The organism is Methylibium sp. T29, from assembly GCF_000576205.1.
Classification (GTDB): Bacteria; Pseudomonadota; Gammaproteobacteria; order Burkholderiales; family Burkholderiaceae_C; genus Methylibium; species Methylibium petroleiphilum.
Window position 1 is genome coordinate 1 of the sequence record NZ_AZND01000059.1, and the last position, 18,467, is coordinate 18,467.

The 18,467-nt window shown below is 69.5% G+C and carries 15 protein-coding genes, 1 other RNA gene and 1 pseudogene; 4 read left to right on the top strand and 13 right to left on the bottom strand.

All coding sequences use genetic code 11. The features are described 5' to 3' along the window. Nucleotides 1-99 precede the first annotated feature (99 nt). The 4 genes from x551_RS09615 to dnaX form a co-directional block, all read right to left on the bottom strand. Nucleotides 100-501 carry an MAPEG family protein gene (locus tag x551_RS09615; RefSeq protein WP_036232919.1) on the bottom strand — a complete coding sequence of 134 codons (402 nt, stop codon included), beginning with the start codon at nt 499-501 and terminating at the stop codon, nt 100-102. A 38-nt stretch (nt 502-539) separates the two neighbouring features. Further along, the gene (recR, locus tag x551_RS09620) at nt 540-1,130 is read right to left on the bottom strand and encodes a recombination mediator RecR (protein ID WP_036232922.1); all 591 of its coding nucleotides are present in this window, start codon (nt 1,128-1,130) and stop codon (nt 540-542) included. A 154-nt stretch (nt 1,131-1,284) separates the two neighbouring features. Beyond that, nucleotides 1,285-1,611 carry a YbaB/EbfC family nucleoid-associated protein gene (locus x551_RS09625; RefSeq protein ID WP_011830121.1) on the bottom strand — a complete coding sequence of 109 codons (327 nt, stop codon included), beginning with the start codon at nt 1,609-1,611 and terminating at the stop codon, nt 1,285-1,287. 25 nt (nt 1,612-1,636) lie between these two features. Beyond that, nucleotides 1,637-3,481: a DNA polymerase III subunit gamma/tau gene (gene dnaX / locus x551_RS09630; protein ID WP_011830122.1), complete on the bottom strand. Its 1,845-nt coding sequence runs from the start codon at nt 3,479-3,481 to the stop codon at nt 1,637-1,639. A gap of 194 nt (nt 3,482-3,675) precedes the next feature. Between dnaX and x551_RS09635 the strand changes: the two genes are divergently transcribed. Both x551_RS09635 and ffs read left to right on the top strand, forming a co-directional pair. Continuing rightward, the gene (locus tag x551_RS09635; protein ID WP_253950335.1) at nt 3,676-4,716 is read left to right on the top strand and encodes an AIR synthase-related protein; all 1,041 of its coding nucleotides are present in this window, start codon (nt 3,676-3,678) and stop codon (nt 4,714-4,716) included. Between the two features lie 55 nt (nt 4,717-4,771). Continuing rightward, nucleotides 4,772-4,869, top strand: an RNA gene (gene ffs / locus x551_RS24270) — signal recognition particle sRNA small type. Nucleotides 4,870-4,954: 85 nt separating this feature from the next. On the opposite strand, the gene x551_RS09640 is transcribed toward ffs, so the two are convergent. After that, a complete protein-coding gene (locus x551_RS09640; RefSeq protein ID WP_310732237.1) occupies nt 4,955-5,548 on the bottom strand; it encodes a response regulator in 594 nt (197 codons plus the stop codon). A gap of 83 nt (nt 5,549-5,631) precedes the next feature. On the opposite strand from x551_RS09640, the gene x551_RS25170 reads away from it, so the two are divergent. Both x551_RS25170 and x551_RS09645 read left to right on the top strand, forming a co-directional pair. Beyond that, nucleotides 5,632-5,814 (top strand): hypothetical protein, encoded by a 183-nt coding sequence (locus x551_RS25170; RefSeq protein WP_152543469.1) that lies wholly within the window; start codon nt 5,632-5,634, stop codon nt 5,812-5,814. A 382-nt stretch (nt 5,815-6,196) separates the two neighbouring features. Next, nucleotides 6,197-7,774: a methyl-accepting chemotaxis protein gene (locus x551_RS09645; RefSeq protein ID WP_051495746.1), complete on the top strand. Its 1,578-nt coding sequence runs from the start codon at nt 6,197-6,199 to the stop codon at nt 7,772-7,774. A 79-nt stretch (nt 7,775-7,853) separates the two neighbouring features. On the opposite strand, the gene x551_RS09650 is transcribed toward x551_RS09645, so the two are convergent. From x551_RS09650 to x551_RS09675, 8 genes and pseudogenes are all read right to left on the bottom strand, one after another. Then, nucleotides 7,854-8,810 (bottom strand): alpha-E domain-containing protein, encoded by a 957-nt coding sequence (locus x551_RS09650; RefSeq protein WP_036232927.1) that lies wholly within the window; start codon nt 8,808-8,810, stop codon nt 7,854-7,856. A gap of 23 nt (nt 8,811-8,833) precedes the next feature. Continuing rightward, on the bottom strand, nt 8,834-10,270 hold the full coding sequence (locus x551_RS09655) for a circularly permuted type 2 ATP-grasp protein (RefSeq protein ID WP_011830135.1): 1,437 nt from the start codon (nt 10,268-10,270) through the stop codon (nt 8,834-8,836). Between the two features lie 72 nt (nt 10,271-10,342). Further along, entirely contained in the window at nt 10,343-10,690 is a 348-nt protein-coding gene (locus tag x551_RS28160) for a transglutaminase family protein (RefSeq protein WP_343252125.1), read from the bottom strand. After that, entirely contained in the window at nt 10,666-11,301 is a 636-nt protein-coding gene (locus x551_RS09660) for a transglutaminase N-terminal domain-containing protein (RefSeq protein ID WP_343252126.1), read from the bottom strand. Before x551_RS09660 ends, x551_RS28160 begins: the two co-directional genes overlap by 25 nt. Continuing rightward, nucleotides 11,279-12,961, bottom strand: coding sequence for a circularly permuted type 2 ATP-grasp protein (locus x551_RS27130; protein ID WP_253950336.1), 1,683 nt, complete (start codon nt 12,959-12,961; stop codon nt 11,279-11,281). Before x551_RS27130 ends, x551_RS09660 begins: the two co-directional genes overlap by 23 nt. Further along, nucleotides 12,919-13,881, bottom strand: a complete 963-nt coding sequence (locus x551_RS27135) for a circularly permuted type 2 ATP-grasp protein (RefSeq protein WP_253950337.1) — start codon at nt 13,879-13,881, stop codon at nt 12,919-12,921. The genes x551_RS27130 and x551_RS27135 overlap by 43 nt, the downstream gene beginning before the upstream one ends. A gap of 85 nt (nt 13,882-13,966) precedes the next feature. Next, a pseudogene (locus tag x551_RS28000) lies at nt 13,967-17,474 on the bottom strand (transglutaminase family protein). 36 nt (nt 17,475-17,510) lie between these two features. Next, nucleotides 17,511-18,341 (bottom strand): ComEC/Rec2 family competence protein, encoded by an 831-nt coding sequence (locus x551_RS09675; RefSeq protein ID WP_036248316.1) that lies wholly within the window; start codon nt 18,339-18,341, stop codon nt 17,511-17,513. Nucleotides 18,342-18,467: the final 126 nt, after the last annotated feature.

Sequence of the window (18,467 nt, forward strand, 5' to 3'; positions counted from 1 at the left end):
GCAAGTCGGCCGGCAAGTCGGTGGCCGCGCGCCCGACCGCGCAGGGCAAGAGCCGCGTGGCTGCCAACAGCCGCTGAGGCCGGGTCGGGCGCGCGGGCCTCAGTTGCGCGGCGTGAACAGGATCGCGATGTTGACCGCAAGCGCCAGCGTCCAGACCGCCGAACGCAGCATCGCACGATCCGCCAGGTAGCACGCCACGAAGGCGGCGCGCAGTCCCACCCACATCAGTGCCAGCATGCCGATGCGGTCGGCCGGCGCCCCGAGCGTCAGCGCGATCGCCACCGCGCCCACGAAGAACGGCAGGGCCTCGAAGCAGTTGGCCTGCGCCGCGTTCGCGCGCGCCCGGTAGCCGCTCTGCCGCGCCAGCCACTCACGCGGCGCATGGTTGTCGAAGCCCCCTTCGCCGCGCGGCGTGCCGAGGCGCCCTCCCTTGGCGATGCCGGCGCAGACGATGGGCATCAGCGCAGCGGCGAGCACGCTCAGGAGCAGGATCGTCGTCATCGCATCGTCTCCGGTTCGGGTCGACGCCGGCACTGGCCCTAGCGTCGATCGCTCAATGCATGGGCGATGGTGCCCAGGTCCACATACTCGAGTTCGCTGCCGACCGGCACGCCGCGCGCCAGCCGCGTGACGCTCGGGCCTCGGCCCTTCAGGGCCTGGGCGATCACGTGCGCGGTGGCCTCGCCCTCGGCGGTGAAGTTGGTGGCGACGATCAGTTCCTGCACCTCGCCATCGGTGGCACGCGCCAGCAGCTTCTCCAGTCCGATGTCGTGCACCCCGATGCCATCGAGCGGGCTCAGCCGCCCCATCAGCACGAAGTACAGCCCGTGGTAGCTGCCGCTGCGCTCGACCGCTGCCTGATCGGCCGGCGTCTCGACCACGCACAACTGCCGGCGTTCACGCGCCGGATCGAGGCAGGTGCTGCACACCGCGGCCTCGGTGAAGGTGTTGCAACGCTCGCAATGCCGCGCCGTCGCCACGGCCTGCTCCAGCGCCCGCGCGAGCCGCAGCGCGCCCTCGCGATCGTGTTGCAGCAGGTGATAGGCCATGCGCTGCGCCGACTTCACACCCACGCCCGGCAAGCGGCGCAAGGCCTCGGTCAGCGACTCAAGCGTGGACGACGCAGCCATGCCTCAGCGACTCGATCATCAGGAACAGCCCGCGGCAAAGGAATGGCAGCACGCCACCGTCCCACCGAGCGGACGCCGCGGGTCCGGCTCTGCCGGCCCGCCAGCGTCGCCCCCTCGAGGGGGAGCGGCGCAGCCGCAACGGGGGGGAGAGCCATCAAAACGGCAGCTTCATGCCCGGCGGCAGCGGCATTCCTGCCGTCAGCTTGCCCATCTTTTCCTCGCTGGTCGCCGCCGCGCGGCGCACCGCGTCGTTGAAGGCCGCTGCCACCAGGTCCTCGAGCATGTCCTTGTCGTCGGCCAGCAGGCTGGGGTCGATGGTGATGCGCTTGACGTCGTGCTTGCAGGTCATCAGCACCTTCACGAGCCCGGCACCCGACTGGCCCTCGACCTCGATCAGCGCCAGTTCGTCCTGTGCCTTCTTCAGGTTGTCCTGCATGGCCTGCGCCTGCTTCATCAGGCCGGCCAGTTGTCCTTTGAGCATGTCGTTCTCCGGTGGTTCGAATGGGTCAGACGGGTTTGATCGACCCCGGCACGATGCGGGCCGTCTTGAACTGCGCCGTGAGCTGCAGCACCAAGGGGTCGTTGTGGATCAGCGCCTCGGCCTCGCGCTGGCGCTGCTCGCGCGCCGCTGCATCGCGCCGTGCCGGCGTGTCGTTCACCACACCGGCCTCGACGTCCAGCACCACCGCGTGACCCAGCGCGGCGGCCAGTGCCGCCTGCAGGCGTTCGGCATGGTTCGGATTGCGCAGGCTCTCTCGCTCGACGCGCAGCCGCAGCCGCGTTTCGCCGGTATCGATGGCCACGCACTCGGCCTGCAGCGCCAGCTCGCGGACCAACGCCGCGATCGCGTTCGCATCGGTCAGCTGGCGCACCAGCGCGGCCCAGCGGTCGCCCAGCGGACCGCGGGTCATCTCGGTCGGCGCAGGACCACCAGCCGCGTCGTCGCGCGCGACGGTCGGTGGTGCGGGGCGCGGTGCCACCGTCGCCGGGGGCTGGGACATTTCTTCCGCCAGCGGGATGTCGTCCTCCCATGGCGGGACGCTGGACGGGCTCTTCGCAATCAGCGGCGCAGGCGGTCGGGTCGGCACGGGGTCCGCCTTGGACGGTGGCGCCACGGCAAGGCTCGCGGTTGCCGGCGAGCGGGCCAGCGGCACGGCAGGTGCCGAGCCACGCACGAGGGCGGTTGCGGCACGCGGCGCCGCTGCGGGCGTAGCCTGGCCCGGCCGCACCACCGTCTCGGTGCGTGCAGCACCCGGTGGCCTGAACGCCAGCATGCGCAGCAGCACCATCACCAGGCCGCTGTATTCGTCAGGCGCCAGCGCCAGCTCGGCGCGGCCGTGCAGCGCGATGCTGTAGAGCAGCTGCGTCTCGTCGGCCGGCAGCAGGCCGGCGCGCTGCACGAGTGCCGCGGTGTCGGGATCGGCGGCGTCCAGCGCATCGGGCAGCACCTGCAGCAACGCGAGCTGCTGCAGCACCACCGCCATCTCCTCCAGCGCACCCTCGGCCGACAGGCCCTCGGCGCGCAGTGCGTCGGCCGTGGCCACCACGCCGGCGCCGTCACCGGCGGCCAGCGCATCGATCAGCGCATAGACATGGCTGCGGCCCACGGCGCCTATCATCTGGCGCACGCCGGCTTCCTGGAGCGTGCCGGCACCGAAGGCGATGGCCTGGTCGGTGAGCGACAGCGCATCGCGCATCGAGCCGTGCGCGCCGCGCGCCAGCAGCCGCAGCGCCCCCGGCTCGGCCGAGATGCCTTCGGCCGCCAGCACCTGCTCCAGGTGCGCGAGCACCGTCTCGGGCGCCATTGGCCGCAGGTTGAACTGCAGGCAGCGCGACAGCACCGTGACCGGTACCTTCTGTGGGTCGGTCGTCGCCAGCACGAACTTCAGGTACTCGGGTGGCTCCTCCAGCGTCTTCAGCATCGCGTTGAACGCGGTACTGGAGAGCATGTGCACCTCGTCGATCATGAAGACCTTGAATCGCCCGACGACCGGCTTGTAGGCCGACTGTTCCAGCAGTTGCGAGATCTCGTCGACGCCGCGGTTCGAGGCCGCGTCGAGCTCGGTGTAGTCGACGAAGCGGCCGGCGTCGATGTCGCGGCAGGCCGGACACACACCGCAGGGCTGCGCGGTGATGCCTCCCTGACCGTCGGGCCCGGTGCAGTTGAGGCTCTTCGCGAGGATGCGCGACACCGTGGTCTTGCCGACGCCGCGCGTGCCGGTGAACAGGTAGGCATGGTGCAGCCGCTGCGAGGTGAGCGCGTTGGCCAGCGCCTGCACCACATGCTCCTGGCCGACCATCTCGCCGAAGTGGCGTGGACGGTACTTGCGGGCCAGGACCAGGGTGCTCATGCCCGGCAGTTTACCGGCCGGGGTGGAAGCCCCCGGCCACAGGGGTGCCGGATAATCGGCGCGAATCCGCGGCCTGCCCGCGCCGCGCCATCCGCTCATCGGGCCCCTGCCCTGCCGACCATGACCACGCCCACCCCCACCCCGCTGAGCTACGAACAGGCCGGCGTCAACTACGACTGATCGACCCGCTGAAAGTGGCCGCGCAGCGTGCCGCCAAGGACACCGCGAAGAACCTCGCCGCGCACGGTTTCGGCGAAGTGGCGGCGTCGCGTGGCGAGTCGGCCTACGTGGTCGACGTCGGGCCGTTCTACCTGGCCAGCATCGTCGAATGCCTGGGATCCAAGGCCCTGGTGGCCGACGAGATGAAGGCCCTGACCGGCCGCAGCTATTACGCCGGCATCGCGCAGGACACCATCGCGATGGCGATCAATGACCTGATCACCGTCGGCGCGACGCCGCTGGTGGTGCAGGCCTACTGGGCCGCCGGCGGCAGCGAATGGTTCGGCGATGCGCAGCGCGCGCAGGCGCTGGTGGCCGGCTGGAAGCAGGCCTGCGACACCTGCGGCGTGGCCTGGGGCGGCGGCGAGACGCCGGCGCTGGCCGGCATCGTGGAGGCCGGCCGCATCGACCTTGCGGCCTCCTGCACCGGGCTGATCAATCCGAAGTCGCGGCTGTCGGTCGGCGATGCGCTGGCACCGGGCGATGCGATCGTGCTGCTCGCGTCGAGTGGCATCCATGCCAACGGCCTGAGCCTGGCGCGCAAGCTGGTCGAGCGGCTGCCGCAGGGCTACCTCACCGAGGTGGCGCCGGGCCTGAGCTATGGCGAGGCCCTGCTCGCGCCGACCACGCTGTACTCGCCGGTGACCGAGGCGTTGTGGAACGCGCAGATCGTGCCGCATTACAGCGCCAACATCACCGGCCACGGCTGGCGCAAGCTGCTGCGCCACCCGGCCACCCACACCTACCGCATCCACAGCGTACCGCCGGTGCCGCCGGTGCTGCGCTTCATCGCCGAGCATGCCGGCCACGACGCGCGCGAGGCCTACAGCACCCTGAACATGGGTGCCGGCTTCGCGCTGTTCGTGAAGGCTGCCGATGCGCAGCGCACCGTCGAGGTCGCGCACCAGCAGGGCGTTGCCGCCTGGGTCGCGGGCACGGTCGAGGCAGGCCCCAAGCAGTTGCTGATCGAACCGATCGGCGTGCGCTTCGGCGACGACGACCTGCAGCTGCGCTGACGGTCTTTCCCTCGTCGGGTCCGGGACGCGCGACCGGTCGCCTACAATCGTCGGTGACGGGCCTCCCCGCATGGGGGCGCGGCCAACCGGGTCAGGTCGGGAACGAAGCAGCCCTAACCGTTAGCCTCCAGTGCCGGGGTCGGGCTCGTCACCCTTTCCCTTGCACCCCTGGTACGGCGCGCACTCCAGCGTTCGCGCAGAGTTCCGACCCATCGATCGCGTTGTGCGGCCCTCTCCCCTAGATGGCGAGTTCCTCGAAGATCCGGGCCAGGGAAACCATCGAGCGGACGCACATCTTCTTCATGATGTTGTGTCGATGGACTTTGATGGTGACCTCCGCGACACCCAGCCTGGCAGCAATCTGCTTGTTGAGTCCGCCGCCGATCAGCAATGCAAGAACTTCCTTCTCGCGTGGTGTGAGGGTCTCATAGGCCTCTCGAAGCGCCCGCAGTCGATCGGCCTCCAACCTCTCGCCGGCATCTCTTTCGAGGGCCTGTCCGATGGCGTCCAGGAGATCCTGATCGCGAAACGGCTTTGAAAGAAACTCCACCGCCCCCGACTTGATGGCCCGGACCGCCATCGGTATGTCGCCATGTCCCGTGATGAAGATGACGGGAATGGAGTCCAGGCGCTTCTTCAGCTCGTGATGGACATCGATGCCACTGAGGCCTGGCATTCTCACGTCCAGGACGACGCAGGCTGTTGCGGCCGACCGCTGGTATCGAAGGAACTCGGTGGCGGAGGAAAAGGTCTCGACCTGCAGACCAACCGACCGGATCAAGCTGCTCAGGGCCTCTCTCACCGAGAGGTCGTCATCGACGACGTAGACCACCGGGGACGACAGGCCATCCATCATGAAGCCCGGACGACAGGCATGCTGAAGATGCCCAGACATCCATCTTCCCGATCATCAACATGTACGACCGAAAGGGAGCGCTCTGGAAGCGCTGGGCCATCGGTTTCTCCGATTCGGCCTATCACGCGCCTGCGAACCAGGCGGCGGGGATCGCGATCTACACGTCGGCCTCCATGCTCGACGTCCATGCTCGACGTCCAGGCGCAGCATTGCACGACTCTCCAGCTGCGGATGATCAGTGATCCTGCTCTGAGTCCCCCCTCCATCTTTTCGGTGCAGAACTTGCGCGGAGGAGATTGACGCTGCGTGTCGTTTCGAGATGGCACGTTTGCGGCGGAGATCGATTCCGCCGCTTTTTTTGAGGCCGTGAAGGTCTGACAGTGCGGTCGGCCCTCCATCGAATCGAAACCGGCCCATCCGCCTGCTCCTCCTGCCGCGCGATCCGGCGATCGACGTGACATCCGACACGGACGCCCGGCCGGATGCAAGGCCCGAGTAAGTTTGGCTGATATTTCAGCTTCACTTCACTGCTTCACCGGCCGACAAGCCCGTCGATCATCTTTTGGATCGATCGACTGCTGTCAATAAACATTCTTTATGAGGTGGCCTGTGAATCTGACCCCCATGACCGTCCGCACCAAGCTGAGCCTGACCTTCGGTGGACTCTCGGTGCTCGTGCTGTTCGTCGCCGGACTGGCGATGAAATCCCTCGCCGAGGAGCACGACCAGCTCGTCGACTACGTGCACGGCGTCAATGCCCGGGCGCAGGCGGCGGCCGATGTGCGCGCGGCCGTGGATCGCCGCGCCATCGCGGCTCGCAACCTCGTGCTCGTCCGCAAGGCCGAGGACCTGGCCGCGGAACAGAGTTCGGTGGTCGCGGCGCATGAAGCAGTGCAGGCGAACCTCGGGACGCTGAACCAGTTGGTGGCCCGGGCCGCGAACCTGCCGGAGACGGCGCGCAGTCTCGTGGGCGAAATGAACCGCATCGAGGCGGCCTACGGGCCGGTCGCACTGGAGATCGTGAGGCTCGCCGCCGCCGGCCAGCATGACGCGGCCATCGCCCGCATGAATGCCGACTGCCGCCCGCTGCTGGCCGCGCTGGTCAAGGCGTCCGACGACTACCGCGACTACACGCTGAGCCGCGCGGTGCAGCTCACCGAAACGGCCGAGGCCGACTACCTGCTGCACCGCAATCTGCTGATCCTGGGCTGCGTGATCGCCTTCCTGTCGGCCGCCGTGTCGGGCACGCTGATCACGCGCAGCCTGACCCGCGCGCTGGGGGCCGAACCGGATCAACTGGGCACGGTGGCGCAACGCGTCGCCCAGGGCGACCTGAGCCGGGTGGACGGCGCCGCGGCCGCACCGCGCGGCAGCGTGCTGGCCTCGCTCGGCGCCATGCAGGCCAGCCTGGCGGACATCGTGGGCCGGGTGCGCAACAGCAGCGACTGCATCGCCACCGGGTCGGCGCAGATCGCCACCGGCAACGCCGACCTGAGCCAGCGGACCGAGGAACAGGCGAGCAACCTGCAGCAGACAGCCGCCTCCATGGAGGAGCTGACCGCGACGGTGAAGCAGAACGCCGACACGGCACGCCAGGCCACGCAGCTCGCCGGCTCGGCCTCGGGTGCCGCGGCGCACGGCGGCAGCGTGGTGGCCGAGGTGGTGGCCACCATGGGCGCCATCACCGAATCGAGCCGCAAGATCTACGACATCATCGGCGTGATCGACGGCATTGCGTTCCAGACCAACATCCTGGCGCTCAACGCGGCGGTGGAAGCCTCCCGCGCCGGCGAGCAGGGCCGCGGCTTCGCGGTGGTGGCCGGCGAGGTGCGCAACCTGGCACAGCGCAGCGCCGAGGCGGCCAAGGAGATCAAGACCTTGATCGGGGACAGCGTCGAGAAGGTCGGCACCGGCTCGCGGCTGGTTCACGACGCCGGACAGTCGATGAACGAGATCGTGGCCCAGGTCCAGCGCGTGAACGACCTGATCAGCGAGATCAGCGCCGCCAGCGTCGAGCAGAGCGGCGGCATCAGCCAGATCGGCAACGCGGTCAACCAGCTCGATCAGGTCACGCAACAGAACGCCGCGCTGGTGGAGGAAAGTGCGGCGGCGGCCGAGAGCCTGAAGCACCAGGCCGCCGCGCTGGCCGACCTGGTCAGCGTGTTCAGGATCGAAGGCTCAATGCGAACCACGTCCTCCTGATCGACCGCCTGGAGGCCCCCGGTCGGGCTCGTCAGCCTCCTCGCTCCGCACCATGCAGCCTTCAGGGGCTGCCGCCGCGTCAGACCGGCACCAGGAAGTCGCGGCTGATGCCGATGCCCAGGTCGCCCACGCGGTCGAGGAACTGCGTGAGGAAGGCGTGCAGGCCGGTGGCGAGGATCTCGTCGATGCGGCCGAAGCTCAGGTCGGCACGCAGCCGGCCGGCGCGGCGCAGCGTCTCGCCGCTCTGCTCGTTGGCCACCATCTTCAGGTTGCCGACCACCTCGTCCATACAGGCGGCCAGCGAGCGCGGCATGTCGGGCCGCAGGATCAGCAGCTCGGCCACCTTCTCGGGGCGGATCACGTTGCGGTAGACCTTGCGGTAGACCTCGAAGCCGGACACCGAACGCAGGATCGCGCTCCAGTAGTAGAAGTCGACCTCGACCGGCTCACGCTGCTCGCGCACGCCGAAGAACTCGGACTGCGCGCCATGGAACTTCACGTCGAGCAGCCGCGCGGTGTTGTCGGCTCGTTCGAGGAAGGTGCCGATGCGCAGGAAGTGGAAGCTCTCGTCCTGCAGCATCGTGCCCAGCGTCACACCGCGCGACAGGTGCGAGCGGAACTTCACCCACTCGAAGAAATCGGCCGGGTCGCGCCGGAAGCTGCCGTTGGCGATCAGGCGCTTGAACTCCAGCCAGGTGGTGTTGGCGGTCTCCCAGACCTCGGTGGTCAGCGTGCCGCGCACGGCACGGGCGTTCTCGCGCGCCGCGCGCAGGCAGGAGTGGATGCTCGACGGATTGGACTCGTCGCACACCATGAACTCCATGACATCGTGCGGATTCAGGCTGTCGTGCAGGCGGTGGTAGTCGTGCGTCAGCTCGCTGATGCTGAGCAGGCCGCGCCAGCCCTGCTCGGTGGCCTCGCTGGACTGCGGCAGCAGAGAGGTCTGGTAGTTCACGTCGAGCATGCGGGCGGTGTTCTCCGCGCGCTCGGTGTAGCGAGCCATCCAGAAGAGGTGGTCTGCGGTTCTTGACAACATGGTCGTGTCTCCTCAGGCCCGGCTCACGCTTCGAGCATCCAGGTGTCCTTGGTCCCGCCGCCCTGCGACGAGTTGACCACCAGGGACCCTTCCTTCAACGCCACCCGCGTCAGGCCGCCCGGGACCATCTGCACCGTCTTGCCCGAGAGCACGAAGGGCCGCAGGTCGATGTGGCGCGGCGCGATGCCGCTCTCCACGAAGGTGGGGCAGGTCGACAGTGCGAGCGTGGGCTGCGCGATGTAGTTGCTCGGGTTCGCGACCAGCTGCGTGCGGAACTCCTCGATCTCCGCCTTGCTGGCGGCCGGGCCGACCAGCATGCCGTAGCCGCCGGCGCCGTGCACTTCCTTCACGACCAGTTCGCCCAGGTGGGCCAGCACGTACTGCAGGTCCTCGCTCTCGCGGCACAGGTAGGTCGGCACGTTGTTCAGGATCGGCTTCTCGCCGAGGTAGAACTCGATCATCTTCGGCACGTAGGGGTAGATCGACTTGTCGTCCGCCACGCCGGTACCGATGGCGTTGCACAGGTTCACGTTGCCGGCGCGGTAGACCGACAGCAGGCCGGCACAGCCGATCGTCGAGTCGGCGCGGAAGGCCTTGGGGTCGAGGAAGTCGTCGTCGATGCGGCGGTAGATCACGTCGACGCGGCGCGGCCCCTGGGTCGTGCGCATGTACAGGTAGTTGTCCTTGACGAACAGGTCCTGCCCCTCGACCAGCTCCACGCCCATCTGCTGCGCCAGGAAGGCGTGCTCGAAGTAGGCCGAGTTGTACATGCCCGGGGTCATGACCACCACGGTCGGCTCGGCCACGCCGGGCGGCGCCACGGCGCGCAGGGTGTCGAGCAGCAGGTCGGGATAGTGAGCGACCGGCGCCACGCGGTGGCTGCTGAACAGCTCGGGGAACAGCCGCATCATCATCTTGCGGTTCTCGAGCATGTAGCTCACGCCGCTGGGCACGCGCAGGTTGTCCTCGAGCACGTAGTAGTTGCCCGAGCCGTCTGGGTTGGCAGCCCGCACGATGTCGATGCCGGCGATCTGCGAGTAGACGTTGCCCGGCACGTCCACACCCATCATCTCGGGGCGGAACTGTGCGTTCTTGAAGACCTGCTCGCCCGGCACGATGCCGGCCTTGATGATCTCCTGGTCGTGGTAGACGTCGTGGATGAAGCGGTTGAGCGCGTTGACGCGCTGCCTCAGGCCCTTCTCCATTTCGCGCCATTCCTGCGCGGGAATGATGCGCGGGATCAAGTCGAAGGGGATCAGCCGCTCGGTGCCGGAGCCGTCCTCGTCCTTGGCACCGTAGACCGCGAAGGTGATGCCGACGCGGCGGAAGATCATCTCCGCCTCGTCGCGGTGCCCCTTCATGGACTCGTGCGGTTGCTGGGCCAGCCAGCGCTCGTAGCCGGCGTAGTGCTCGCGCACCTTGTCGCCGCTGGCATGCATCTCGTCGTAGAACTTCTTCATCGTGTCTCCCACTTTGAGACTGGAGCTAGCAGAGATTGTGCCAAGCAGCCATCCCGGTCCGTCGCGAACCGATCATGCCGCAGGCACCACGCGCGTCCCCACGCGCACGTCGAGCTGGTGGCGGCCGCCACCACGGATCACGCCGCACAGCGGCGTCACGTCGGCATAGTCGCGCCCCAGTGCGAGGCGCACATGGGTCAGACCGGCCTCGCAGTCGTTGGTGGGGTCGAGTTCCAGCCAATCGGCCGAGCCGTCCTCGCGCGGCACCGCCACCGCCACCCAGGCATGCGAGGCATCGGCACCCTGCAGTACCGGCTGGCCCGGCGGCGGCTCGGTCAGCAGATAGCCGCTGACATAGCGGGCCGACAAGCCCAGCGCCCGCAGGCTGCCGATCATCACGTGGGCGAAGTCCTGGCACACGCCACGCCGCTGCTCGAAGCCTGCAGCACCGGGGTGCCGACCTCGGTGCTGTGCGGCGCATAGGTGAAATCGGCGTGCAACCGGTGCATCAGCTCGGTGGCCGCCTCGTCGATGCCGCGGCCCGGCGGGAAGGACGGCAGGGCCCAGTCGCGCAGCGCCGCGTGGTGCGGCACCAGCGTGGACGGGAAGGTGAACTCGACCGCCGCGTCCAGCGGGCGGCCCGACTCGTAGCGCCAGTGGGCGCGGCAGGCCTCCCAGGGCAACGCCGCGGCGTCGGAGCGAGCGGGCGCGTGGGCACGCACGCGGCTGGTGGCGCAGACCCGCAGGTGCTGGTGTGAAACCGTCAGCGTGAACACGCGGCGGCTGTTGCCGTAGACGTCGCGGTCGTCGTGCTGCTGCGCCGGCGCCGGCTCGATCTCCATCTCGAAGCCCAGCAGTTGTTGTGCGGCATCGTCACGCGGCCGCAGCACGGCAATGTGCTGCGCCAGCTCGACCGGGCTGGAGTAGCGGTACTCGGTGACGTGCACGACCTCCAGCTCGACCGGCCCGTGCACGGCGTCGGCCGGGCGCGGCAGAGGCGCCGACGGCTCAGACCGAAAGATGCTGTTCATGCAGGCCAGCGAGCGCGAAATAGCGCCGCCCCACGTCATCGGAGAGCCGCGCGCCGGCATCGGCCAGGCGGTCGGCGAGTGCTACCACCAGCTCGTCGTCGACCACCGCTTCCTGCCCCGGCCCGGCCTTGCGACACAGATCAACCAGCGTCGTGCCGACGCCGAACGGCGGCAGCAGGCCCAGCATCTCCTCCACCGAGCCCGCGCTGCCGGGCAGCTTGGCCAGCTCGGTGCGCAGGCGGCGCAGCACGCAGCCCAACGCGCGGGGGTTGGCCGGGTCGATGACCAGCAGGTCGAGCAGCGCCAGCGCCTCCTGGCGGCCCGGATAGCGTGCGCGGTAGGTCAGGCTGCTGTCGAACAGGTCGAGCAGCAGGTCGAAGCCATGCGCGCTGTGCACCGCACCGTCCTCGAAGAAGCAGCGCAGCGTGCCGCTCATCGTGATCAGGCGCTCGGCCTGGCGGCCGATCGTCAGCAGGCGCCAGCCGTCGTCGCGCGTCATGCGGTCGCTCTGCGCGCCGGTGACCGCAGCGAGCTGACTCGCCAGGTGCTCGAGCGCACCGCGCATCGCGTCGGTGGCGAGCCCGGGCACGGCCGGGATCGCTCGCTCGTTCTCGCCTTCGTTGTCGTCGGTGCCGGCGGGTGCCGGCGTCAGCGCCCGCGTGAGCCGGGCGTGGAAGTCTTCGACCATCGAGCGGACCAGGCGCCCGTGCTCGGTCGACAGGCGCTCGCGCAAGGACCCAGCCACGCGGTCGAGCGCCGCCAGGTTGTAGGCGATGCTGTGGTGGTCTTCAGGATCGGCCAGCGCGGCCACCACCGAGCGCTCGAACACCCGCGGCGACTGCGTCAGTGACGGCACACCGGTCGGTCCCAGGCCGCTGCGTTGCGTCAGCTCGGAAATGGCGTCGAGCACCGCCGACGGCGTGTCGTCATCGTCCTCGACCAGCGCCGCGGTGGCCAGCGCCAGACGCACCAGTTGCTCGGTGCGCTCGGTGTATCGACCCATCCAGAACAGGTTCTCGGCGGTGCGGCTCGACACCGGCCGCTGGTGCACCGCGATCTCCTCCGGCCGCAGGCGCTGCGGAAGCATCGAGTAGGTATCGACCGCGCCCTCGCGCAGCACCCAGGTGTCGAGGCTGGCGCCGCCGTGCTGCATCGACACGATGTGCGGATCGCGCGCGGCGATGCGCGTCATGCCGCCGGGCAGCACGCGGTAGCCGCCGCGGCCGTCGGCGATGGCATAGACACGCAGCATCGCCGTGCGTGGCAGGAACGCGCCCGACTCCCACCACGGCGTCTGCGAGAACGGCAGGTAGCGCTGCAGCGTGTAGGCATCGGGTTCGGCGTCGATGCGCGCGCGCCATTGCTCGTGCGCAGCCGACGGCAGCGTGCCGCCGATCTGCGGCTCGAAGCTGCGGCTTCGCACGCCCTGGTAGGTGGGCCGGATCACGCGCGCCGCCAGCTCGCCGCGGGTGGCCTGCCAGGCGGCGTCCTCGCCGCACCACCAGCTCGCGAGCGCCGGCAGTGCCAGTGGCTCGCCGAGCAGGCGCCGCGAGATCGCCGGCATGAAGCCCAGCACGCCCGGCGACTCGACGAAGCCGGTCCCCAGCGCATTGGCCATCACCAACCGGCCGGCACGCAGCACCTGCAGCAGGCCCGGCACACCCAGGCGGAATCGGCGCGCAGCTCCAGCGGATCGCACCAGATGTCGTCCAGCCGCCGCAGCAGGCCGTGCACCGGCTCCAGGCCCTGCACGGTCTTCAGGTAGAGGCGGTCGTCGCGCACTGTCAGGTCGCCGCCCTCGACCAGCGGCAGGCCGAGGTAGCGGGCCAGGTAGGCCTGCTCGAAATAGGTCTCGTTGTAGGGCCCCGGCGTCAGCAGCGCGAGCCGCGGCGTGGCGCCGCCGTCGGCCGCGGCGATCACCGAGGCCGGGCCGAGCAGCGAGTCGAGCAGGCTGCGGTAGCTGGAGGCGATGTGCTCGACGCGCAGCTCGCGGAAGGCCTCGGGGAACTGGCGCGACACGATCAGCCGGTTCTCCAGCACATAGCCCAGCCCGGACGGCGCCTGGCTGCGTTGCGACACCACCGACCACTCACCACCGGGCCCTCGCGCGATGTCGAAGGCCAGCACATGCAGCCTCACATCACCGGCCGGCACGACGCCGTGCAGCGGGCGCAGGTAGCTCGGGTGACCGAGCACCAGCGCCGGCGGCAGCAGGCCCTCGTGCAGCAGGCGCTGCGGGCCATAGCAGTCGGCCAGCATGGCCTCGAGCAGGCGGGCGCGCTGGGCGATGCCGGCTTCGATCACCTGCCAGTCGGCCGGCTCGATCAGCAGTGGCAGCACACCCAGCGACCAGGGCCGCTTGATGCTCTCGCCGCCGACACCGGCCGGCTGGTGGACGTTGTAGGTGACGCCGTTGCGGTGGATCTGCTGCGCGATCTGGCCGGCGCGCCGGTCCAGGCCGCTCAGTCCATCGGCGCCCAGCAGCTCGAAGAAACGCTGCCAGCGATCGCGCAGCGCCTGTCCAGTGTCCTGCAGAAGCTCGTCGTAGTGGCCCGGGTCGGCCCGCCGCGCGGCATGCACACGCCGTGCAGCACCGCATCGGAATGCCAGCCGCCGGAAGCGTCGAATTCGAGCGAAGACTGCTGCACGGCGGCGGGATCGAGACTCAGAGGTGGCGCAGATCGAGGGTGAAGGGGAACTCGCGACTCGGTTGGGCCGGCTGGACCTTCATCTTGCCCGGCGTGTGGCCGAGCTTGAAGAAGCGCGCCAGCCGTCGGCTTTCGGCCTCGTAGGCGTTGACCGGGAAGCTGTCATGGTTGCGACCACCGGGGTGCGCCACATGATAGCGGCAGCCCCCGATCGAACGGCTCATCCAGGTGTCGACGATGTCGAAGGTGAGCGGCGCATGGCCGGGAATGGTGGGGTGCAGCGCGGACGGCGGCGCCCAGGCCTTGTAGCGCACCCCGGCCACGAACTCGCCGACCCGTCCGGTGGGCTGCAGCGGCAGCGACCAGCCGTTGACAGTGACGACGTGTCGGTTGCCGTTGAGGCCGGTGGCCTTGACCTCCACGCGCTCCAGCACGAATCGACATAGCGCACGGTGCCCCCGGGTGCGCCCTCCTCGCCCATCACGTGCCAGGCTCGAGCGCGGTCCGCACCGTCAGCTCGATGCCGGCCACCGTGACCTCGCCGATGATCGGGAAGCGGAACTCGAAGTGCGGCGCGAACCAGGCCGGATCGAACGCGAAGCCGTCCTGGCGCAGTTCGGCCAGCACGTCGGCGAAATCCATCTGCACGAAGGTTGGCAGCAGGAAGCGATCGTGCAGCTCGGTGCCCCAGCGCGTGAGCCGCGTGGTGGTGCCGCCGGTGTAGGGCGTGTGCCAGAAGCGCGCGATCATCGCGCGCAGCAGCAACTGCTGCACGAGGCTCATGCGCGCATGCGGCGGCATCTCGAAGGCGCGCAGCTCCAGCAGTCCGAGGCGGCCGGTGGGGCCGTCCGGCGAGTACATCTTGTCGATGCAGAACTCGGCGCGGTGGGTGTTGCCGGTGACGTCGATCAGGATGTTGCGCAGGGTCCGGTCGACCATCCACGGCGGCACCTGCCCGAAGCGGGAGGTCTGGTTCTCGATCTCCTTCAGCGCGATCTCGAGCTCGAACACCTGGTCGTTGCGCGCCTCGTCGATGCGCGGCGCCTGGCTGGTCGGCCCGATGAACATGCCCGAGAACAGGTAGCTCAGGCTGGGGTGGTTGTGCCAATAGGCCAGCAGGCTGGCCAGCAGGTCGGGCCGCCGCAGGAAGGGGCTGTCGCCCGGCGTCGCCCCGCCCAGCACGAAGTGGTTGCCGCCGCCGGTGCCGGTGTGGCGGCCGTCGAGCATGAACTTCTCGGTCGACAGGCGCGTCTCGTGCGCCGCCTCGTACAGGAATTCGGTGTGATCGACCAGTTGCTCCCAGCTGGACGCCGGGTGGATGTTGACCTCGATCACGCCGGGATCGGGCGTCACCTGCAGCATCTTCAGCCGCGCGTCGCGCGGCGGCGGATAGCCTTCGAGCACGAGCTTGATGCCCAGCGCCGCCGCCGTGGCCTCCACCGCGGCCAGCAGGTCGAGGTAGTCGTCCAGCAGTTCCAACGGCGGCATGAAGACGTAGAGGATGCCGCCCCGCACCTCGACGCACATCGCGGTGCGCGTGATCCACGCAGCCGACTCGAAGCGCGCCGGCGCATGCGTCAGACCGCGGCGGGCCATGGCAGTGCGCGGCGAACTGCTCGCACCCGCGCCGAGACCAGCACCCGCACCGGCCGGCTGCCCAGCACCCGGTGCACCGCCCAGGCCGCCGGCATCACCCATCGCTGTCCCGGACCGCGCTGAAGCGCCGCCATCGCCTGTGGCGCCGCCGCCCTCCGATCCGGACGCATCGGCGTCGGGCCCACGGAAGGCATGCTCGCCGTATTGCGCCCGCAGCGCAGCCACCGAGCGCAGGCGTGCGGCCGGTGCGAAGGGGTCGGCATCGATCAGATAGGGGTAGTCGCCCTTCGTGACCCAGGGCAGCGAATCGAGTGGCAACCGATAGCCCATCGGCGAATCGCCCGGCATCAGGTACATGCGCTCGTCGCGGAAGAACCAAGGGCCGGTGGTCCAGCTCGGTCCGGCCAGACCGGGCGCGCCCGGTTCGCGCTTGATCGGCAGCATGTAGCCAACGACCTTGGTCAGCCCCTGGTCGAACACCTTGCGCAAGCGGGCACGCTCCAGTTCGTCGTCGAGCCGCGCATCGAAGGGGTCGACGTTGACCGGCAGGCGGCGCTCGCGCCACAGGTAGTACCAGGTGTCCTCGTAGCCGGCCTGGATGTAGTCGGTGGCGAGGCCCAGCTTGCGCGCCAGCAGCTCGATGAAAGCCTTGGACTCGACCTCGCTGTAGCCGGTGGGCTGGCGCTCGTCGGCGAACAGCGTCGGGTCGATCCAGCACGGTTCGCCGTCGGCGCGCCAGAAGATGCTGAGCGCCCAGCGCGGCAACTGCTCGCCCGGGTACCACTTGCCCTGGCCGAAGTGCAGGAAACCGCCCTCGCCATAGCGCGCGCGCAGGCGCTGCACCAACTCGTTGGCAAAGCCGCGTTTCGTCGGGCCGAGCGCGGCGGTGTTCCACTCGGCACCCTCACGGTCGTAGACCGACACGAAGGTCGGCTCGCCGCCCTGCGTGAGCCGCACGTCCTGCGCCTTCAGTTGCTGGTCGACCTGCTCGCCGAGCGACAGCACCTCGCCCCACTGCGCCTCGGTGTAGGGCTTGGTGACGCGCGGCGATTCGTGGATGCGGGTGACGCTCATCGAGTGGGTGAACACCACCTCGCTCTCGTCGACGCCGCCCTCCACCGGCGCCGCGCTCGACGGCTCGGGCGTGCAGGCCACCGGGATGTGGCCCTCGCCGGCCATCAGGCCCGACGTGGGATCGAGGCCGATCCAGCCGGCCCCCGGCAGGTAGACCTCGCACCAGGCATGCAGATCGGTGAAGTCGGCCTCGGCGCCGCTGGGGCCATCAAGGGCCTTCACGTCGGGCTTGAGCTGGATCAGGTAGCCCGACACGAAGCGCGCCGCCAGGCCCATGTGGCGCAGCGCCTGCACCATCAGCCAGCCGGTGTCGCGGCAAGAGCCGGAGCGGTTTTCCAGCGTCTGCTCGGGCGTCTGCACGCCGGGCTCCATGCGGATCAGGTAGCTGATGTCGCTCTGCAGGCGCTGGTTCAGGCCGACCAGGAAGTCGATGGTGCGCTGGGTCTTGCGCGGCACGCTGTCGACGAAGGCCTTGAAGAGCGGCGTCAGTTCGCCGGCCGCCAGGTAGGGCGCGAGCTCGCGCTTGAGGCCCTCTTCGTAGCTGAAGGGAAAGTTCTCGGCGCTGGGTTCGAGGAAGAAGTCGAAGGGGTTGTAGACCGACATCTCGGCGACGAGATCGACGGTGATCTTGAACTCGGTGGTCTTTTGGGGGAACACCAGGCGCGCGAGGTAGTTCGCGAACGGATCCTGCTGCCAGTTGACGAAATGATCGACGGGCTCGACCCGCAGCGAGTAGCTGAGGATGGGCGTGCGGCAATGCGGCGCCGGGCGCAGGCGGACCACCTGGGGGCCGAGCGCAACGCGCCGGTCATAGCGGTAGTGCGTGACGTGGTTCAGCGCGACATGAATCGACAAGAGACTCTCCTTCGGGGCGGGCAGTGCGTGCCGGTGTCAGTCGGTCGATTCCGGCCCGACAGGGTTAGCAACTTCCACGCCATTGTGCGTGCTGTCTGCGTCGGGATGATGCCAATAGCGCCGGCCCCGTGGGCGCCAGCAGGCGGCGCCCGCCGGGCCGTAGTGCCAGGCGCCGCAGCGCGGGCTGTCCACCACCGAGATGCCTCGTTCGGCATAGCGCGCCAGCACCTCCATCGCCGGATGGCCGAAGCGGTTGCGATAGCCGGCCTGCACGACCGCCACGCGTGGCGCCACGGCGTCGAGGAAGGCGGCGCTGGACGAGGTCTTGCTGCCGTGGTGAGGCACCAGCAGCACCTCGCTCGCCAGCAACCCGCCATGCTGGGCCACCAGGCGCGCCTCCTGCTCGCGCTCCAGGTCGCCGGTGAGCAGTGCCGTGTGCGCCTGCCCGCTCCAGCGGCCGCCGATCCGCAGCACGCAGCTCAGGGTGTTGGGCCGGGGCTTCACCTGATCCGCCGATGCCAGCGCCTCGGCGGTCGGGTGCAGCAGCTCGAACTGCACGCCGTCCCAGGTCCACCGACGGCCCGCCACGCAGGGCTCGCGATCGACCCCCAGCGTGCCGGCCAGCGCCAGCAGGCCGTGGCTCGCCTCGAGCGAACTCGCCAGGCGCGTTACCGGCAGGCCGCGCAGCACGGCGCCGGCGCCGCCCACGTGGTCGCTGTCGCGGTGACTCAACATGAGCAGGTCGAGGCGCTCCTCGCCGAGCGAGCGCAGCAGCGGCAGCAGCACCCGCCCGCCGGCATCGGACTCGCGCGAGTACTGCGGCCCGGTGTCGTAGAGCAGCGTGTGGCGCGCGGTGCGCAACAGCACCGACGTGCCTGCCGACGTCGATCACCGTCATGTCGTAGGCGCCCTCCGCCGGCCGCGGCACAGCGGGCGCGAGCAGGGGCAGCAACAGCGGCAGGCCGAGCGCGCGCCACGTCCAGGCAGCGGCAG

Coding starts and splice junctions, on each gene's coding strand:
- x551_RS09625 (WP_011830121.1), bottom strand. CDS start 1,611: ATGCTCAAAGGACAACTGGCCGGCCTGATGAAGCAGGCGCAGGCCATG.
- x551_RS09660 (WP_343252126.1), bottom strand. CDS start 11,301: ATGAACAGCATCTTTCGGTCTGAGCCGTCGGCGCCTCTGCCGCGCCCG.
- x551_RS09615 (WP_036232919.1), bottom strand. CDS start 501: ATGACGACGATCCTGCTCCTGAGCGTGCTCGCCGCTGCGCTGATGCCC.
- x551_RS25170 (WP_152543469.1), top strand. CDS start 5,632: ATGTACGACCGAAAGGGAGCGCTCTGGAAGCGCTGGGCCATCGGTTTC.
- x551_RS09650 (WP_036232927.1), bottom strand. CDS start 8,810: ATGTTGTCAAGAACCGCAGACCACCTCTTCTGGATGGCTCGCTACACC.
- dnaX (WP_011830122.1), bottom strand. CDS start 3,481: ATGAGCACCCTGGTCCTGGCCCGCAAGTACCGTCCACGCCACTTCGGC.
- recR (WP_036232922.1), bottom strand. CDS start 1,130: ATGGCTGCGTCGTCCACGCTTGAGTCGCTGACCGAGGCCTTGCGCCGC.
- x551_RS09645 (WP_051495746.1), top strand. CDS start 6,197: ATGACCGTCCGCACCAAGCTGAGCCTGACCTTCGGTGGACTCTCGGTG.
- x551_RS09655 (WP_011830135.1), bottom strand. CDS start 10,270: ATGAAGAAGTTCTACGACGAGATGCATGCCAGCGGCGACAAGGTGCGC.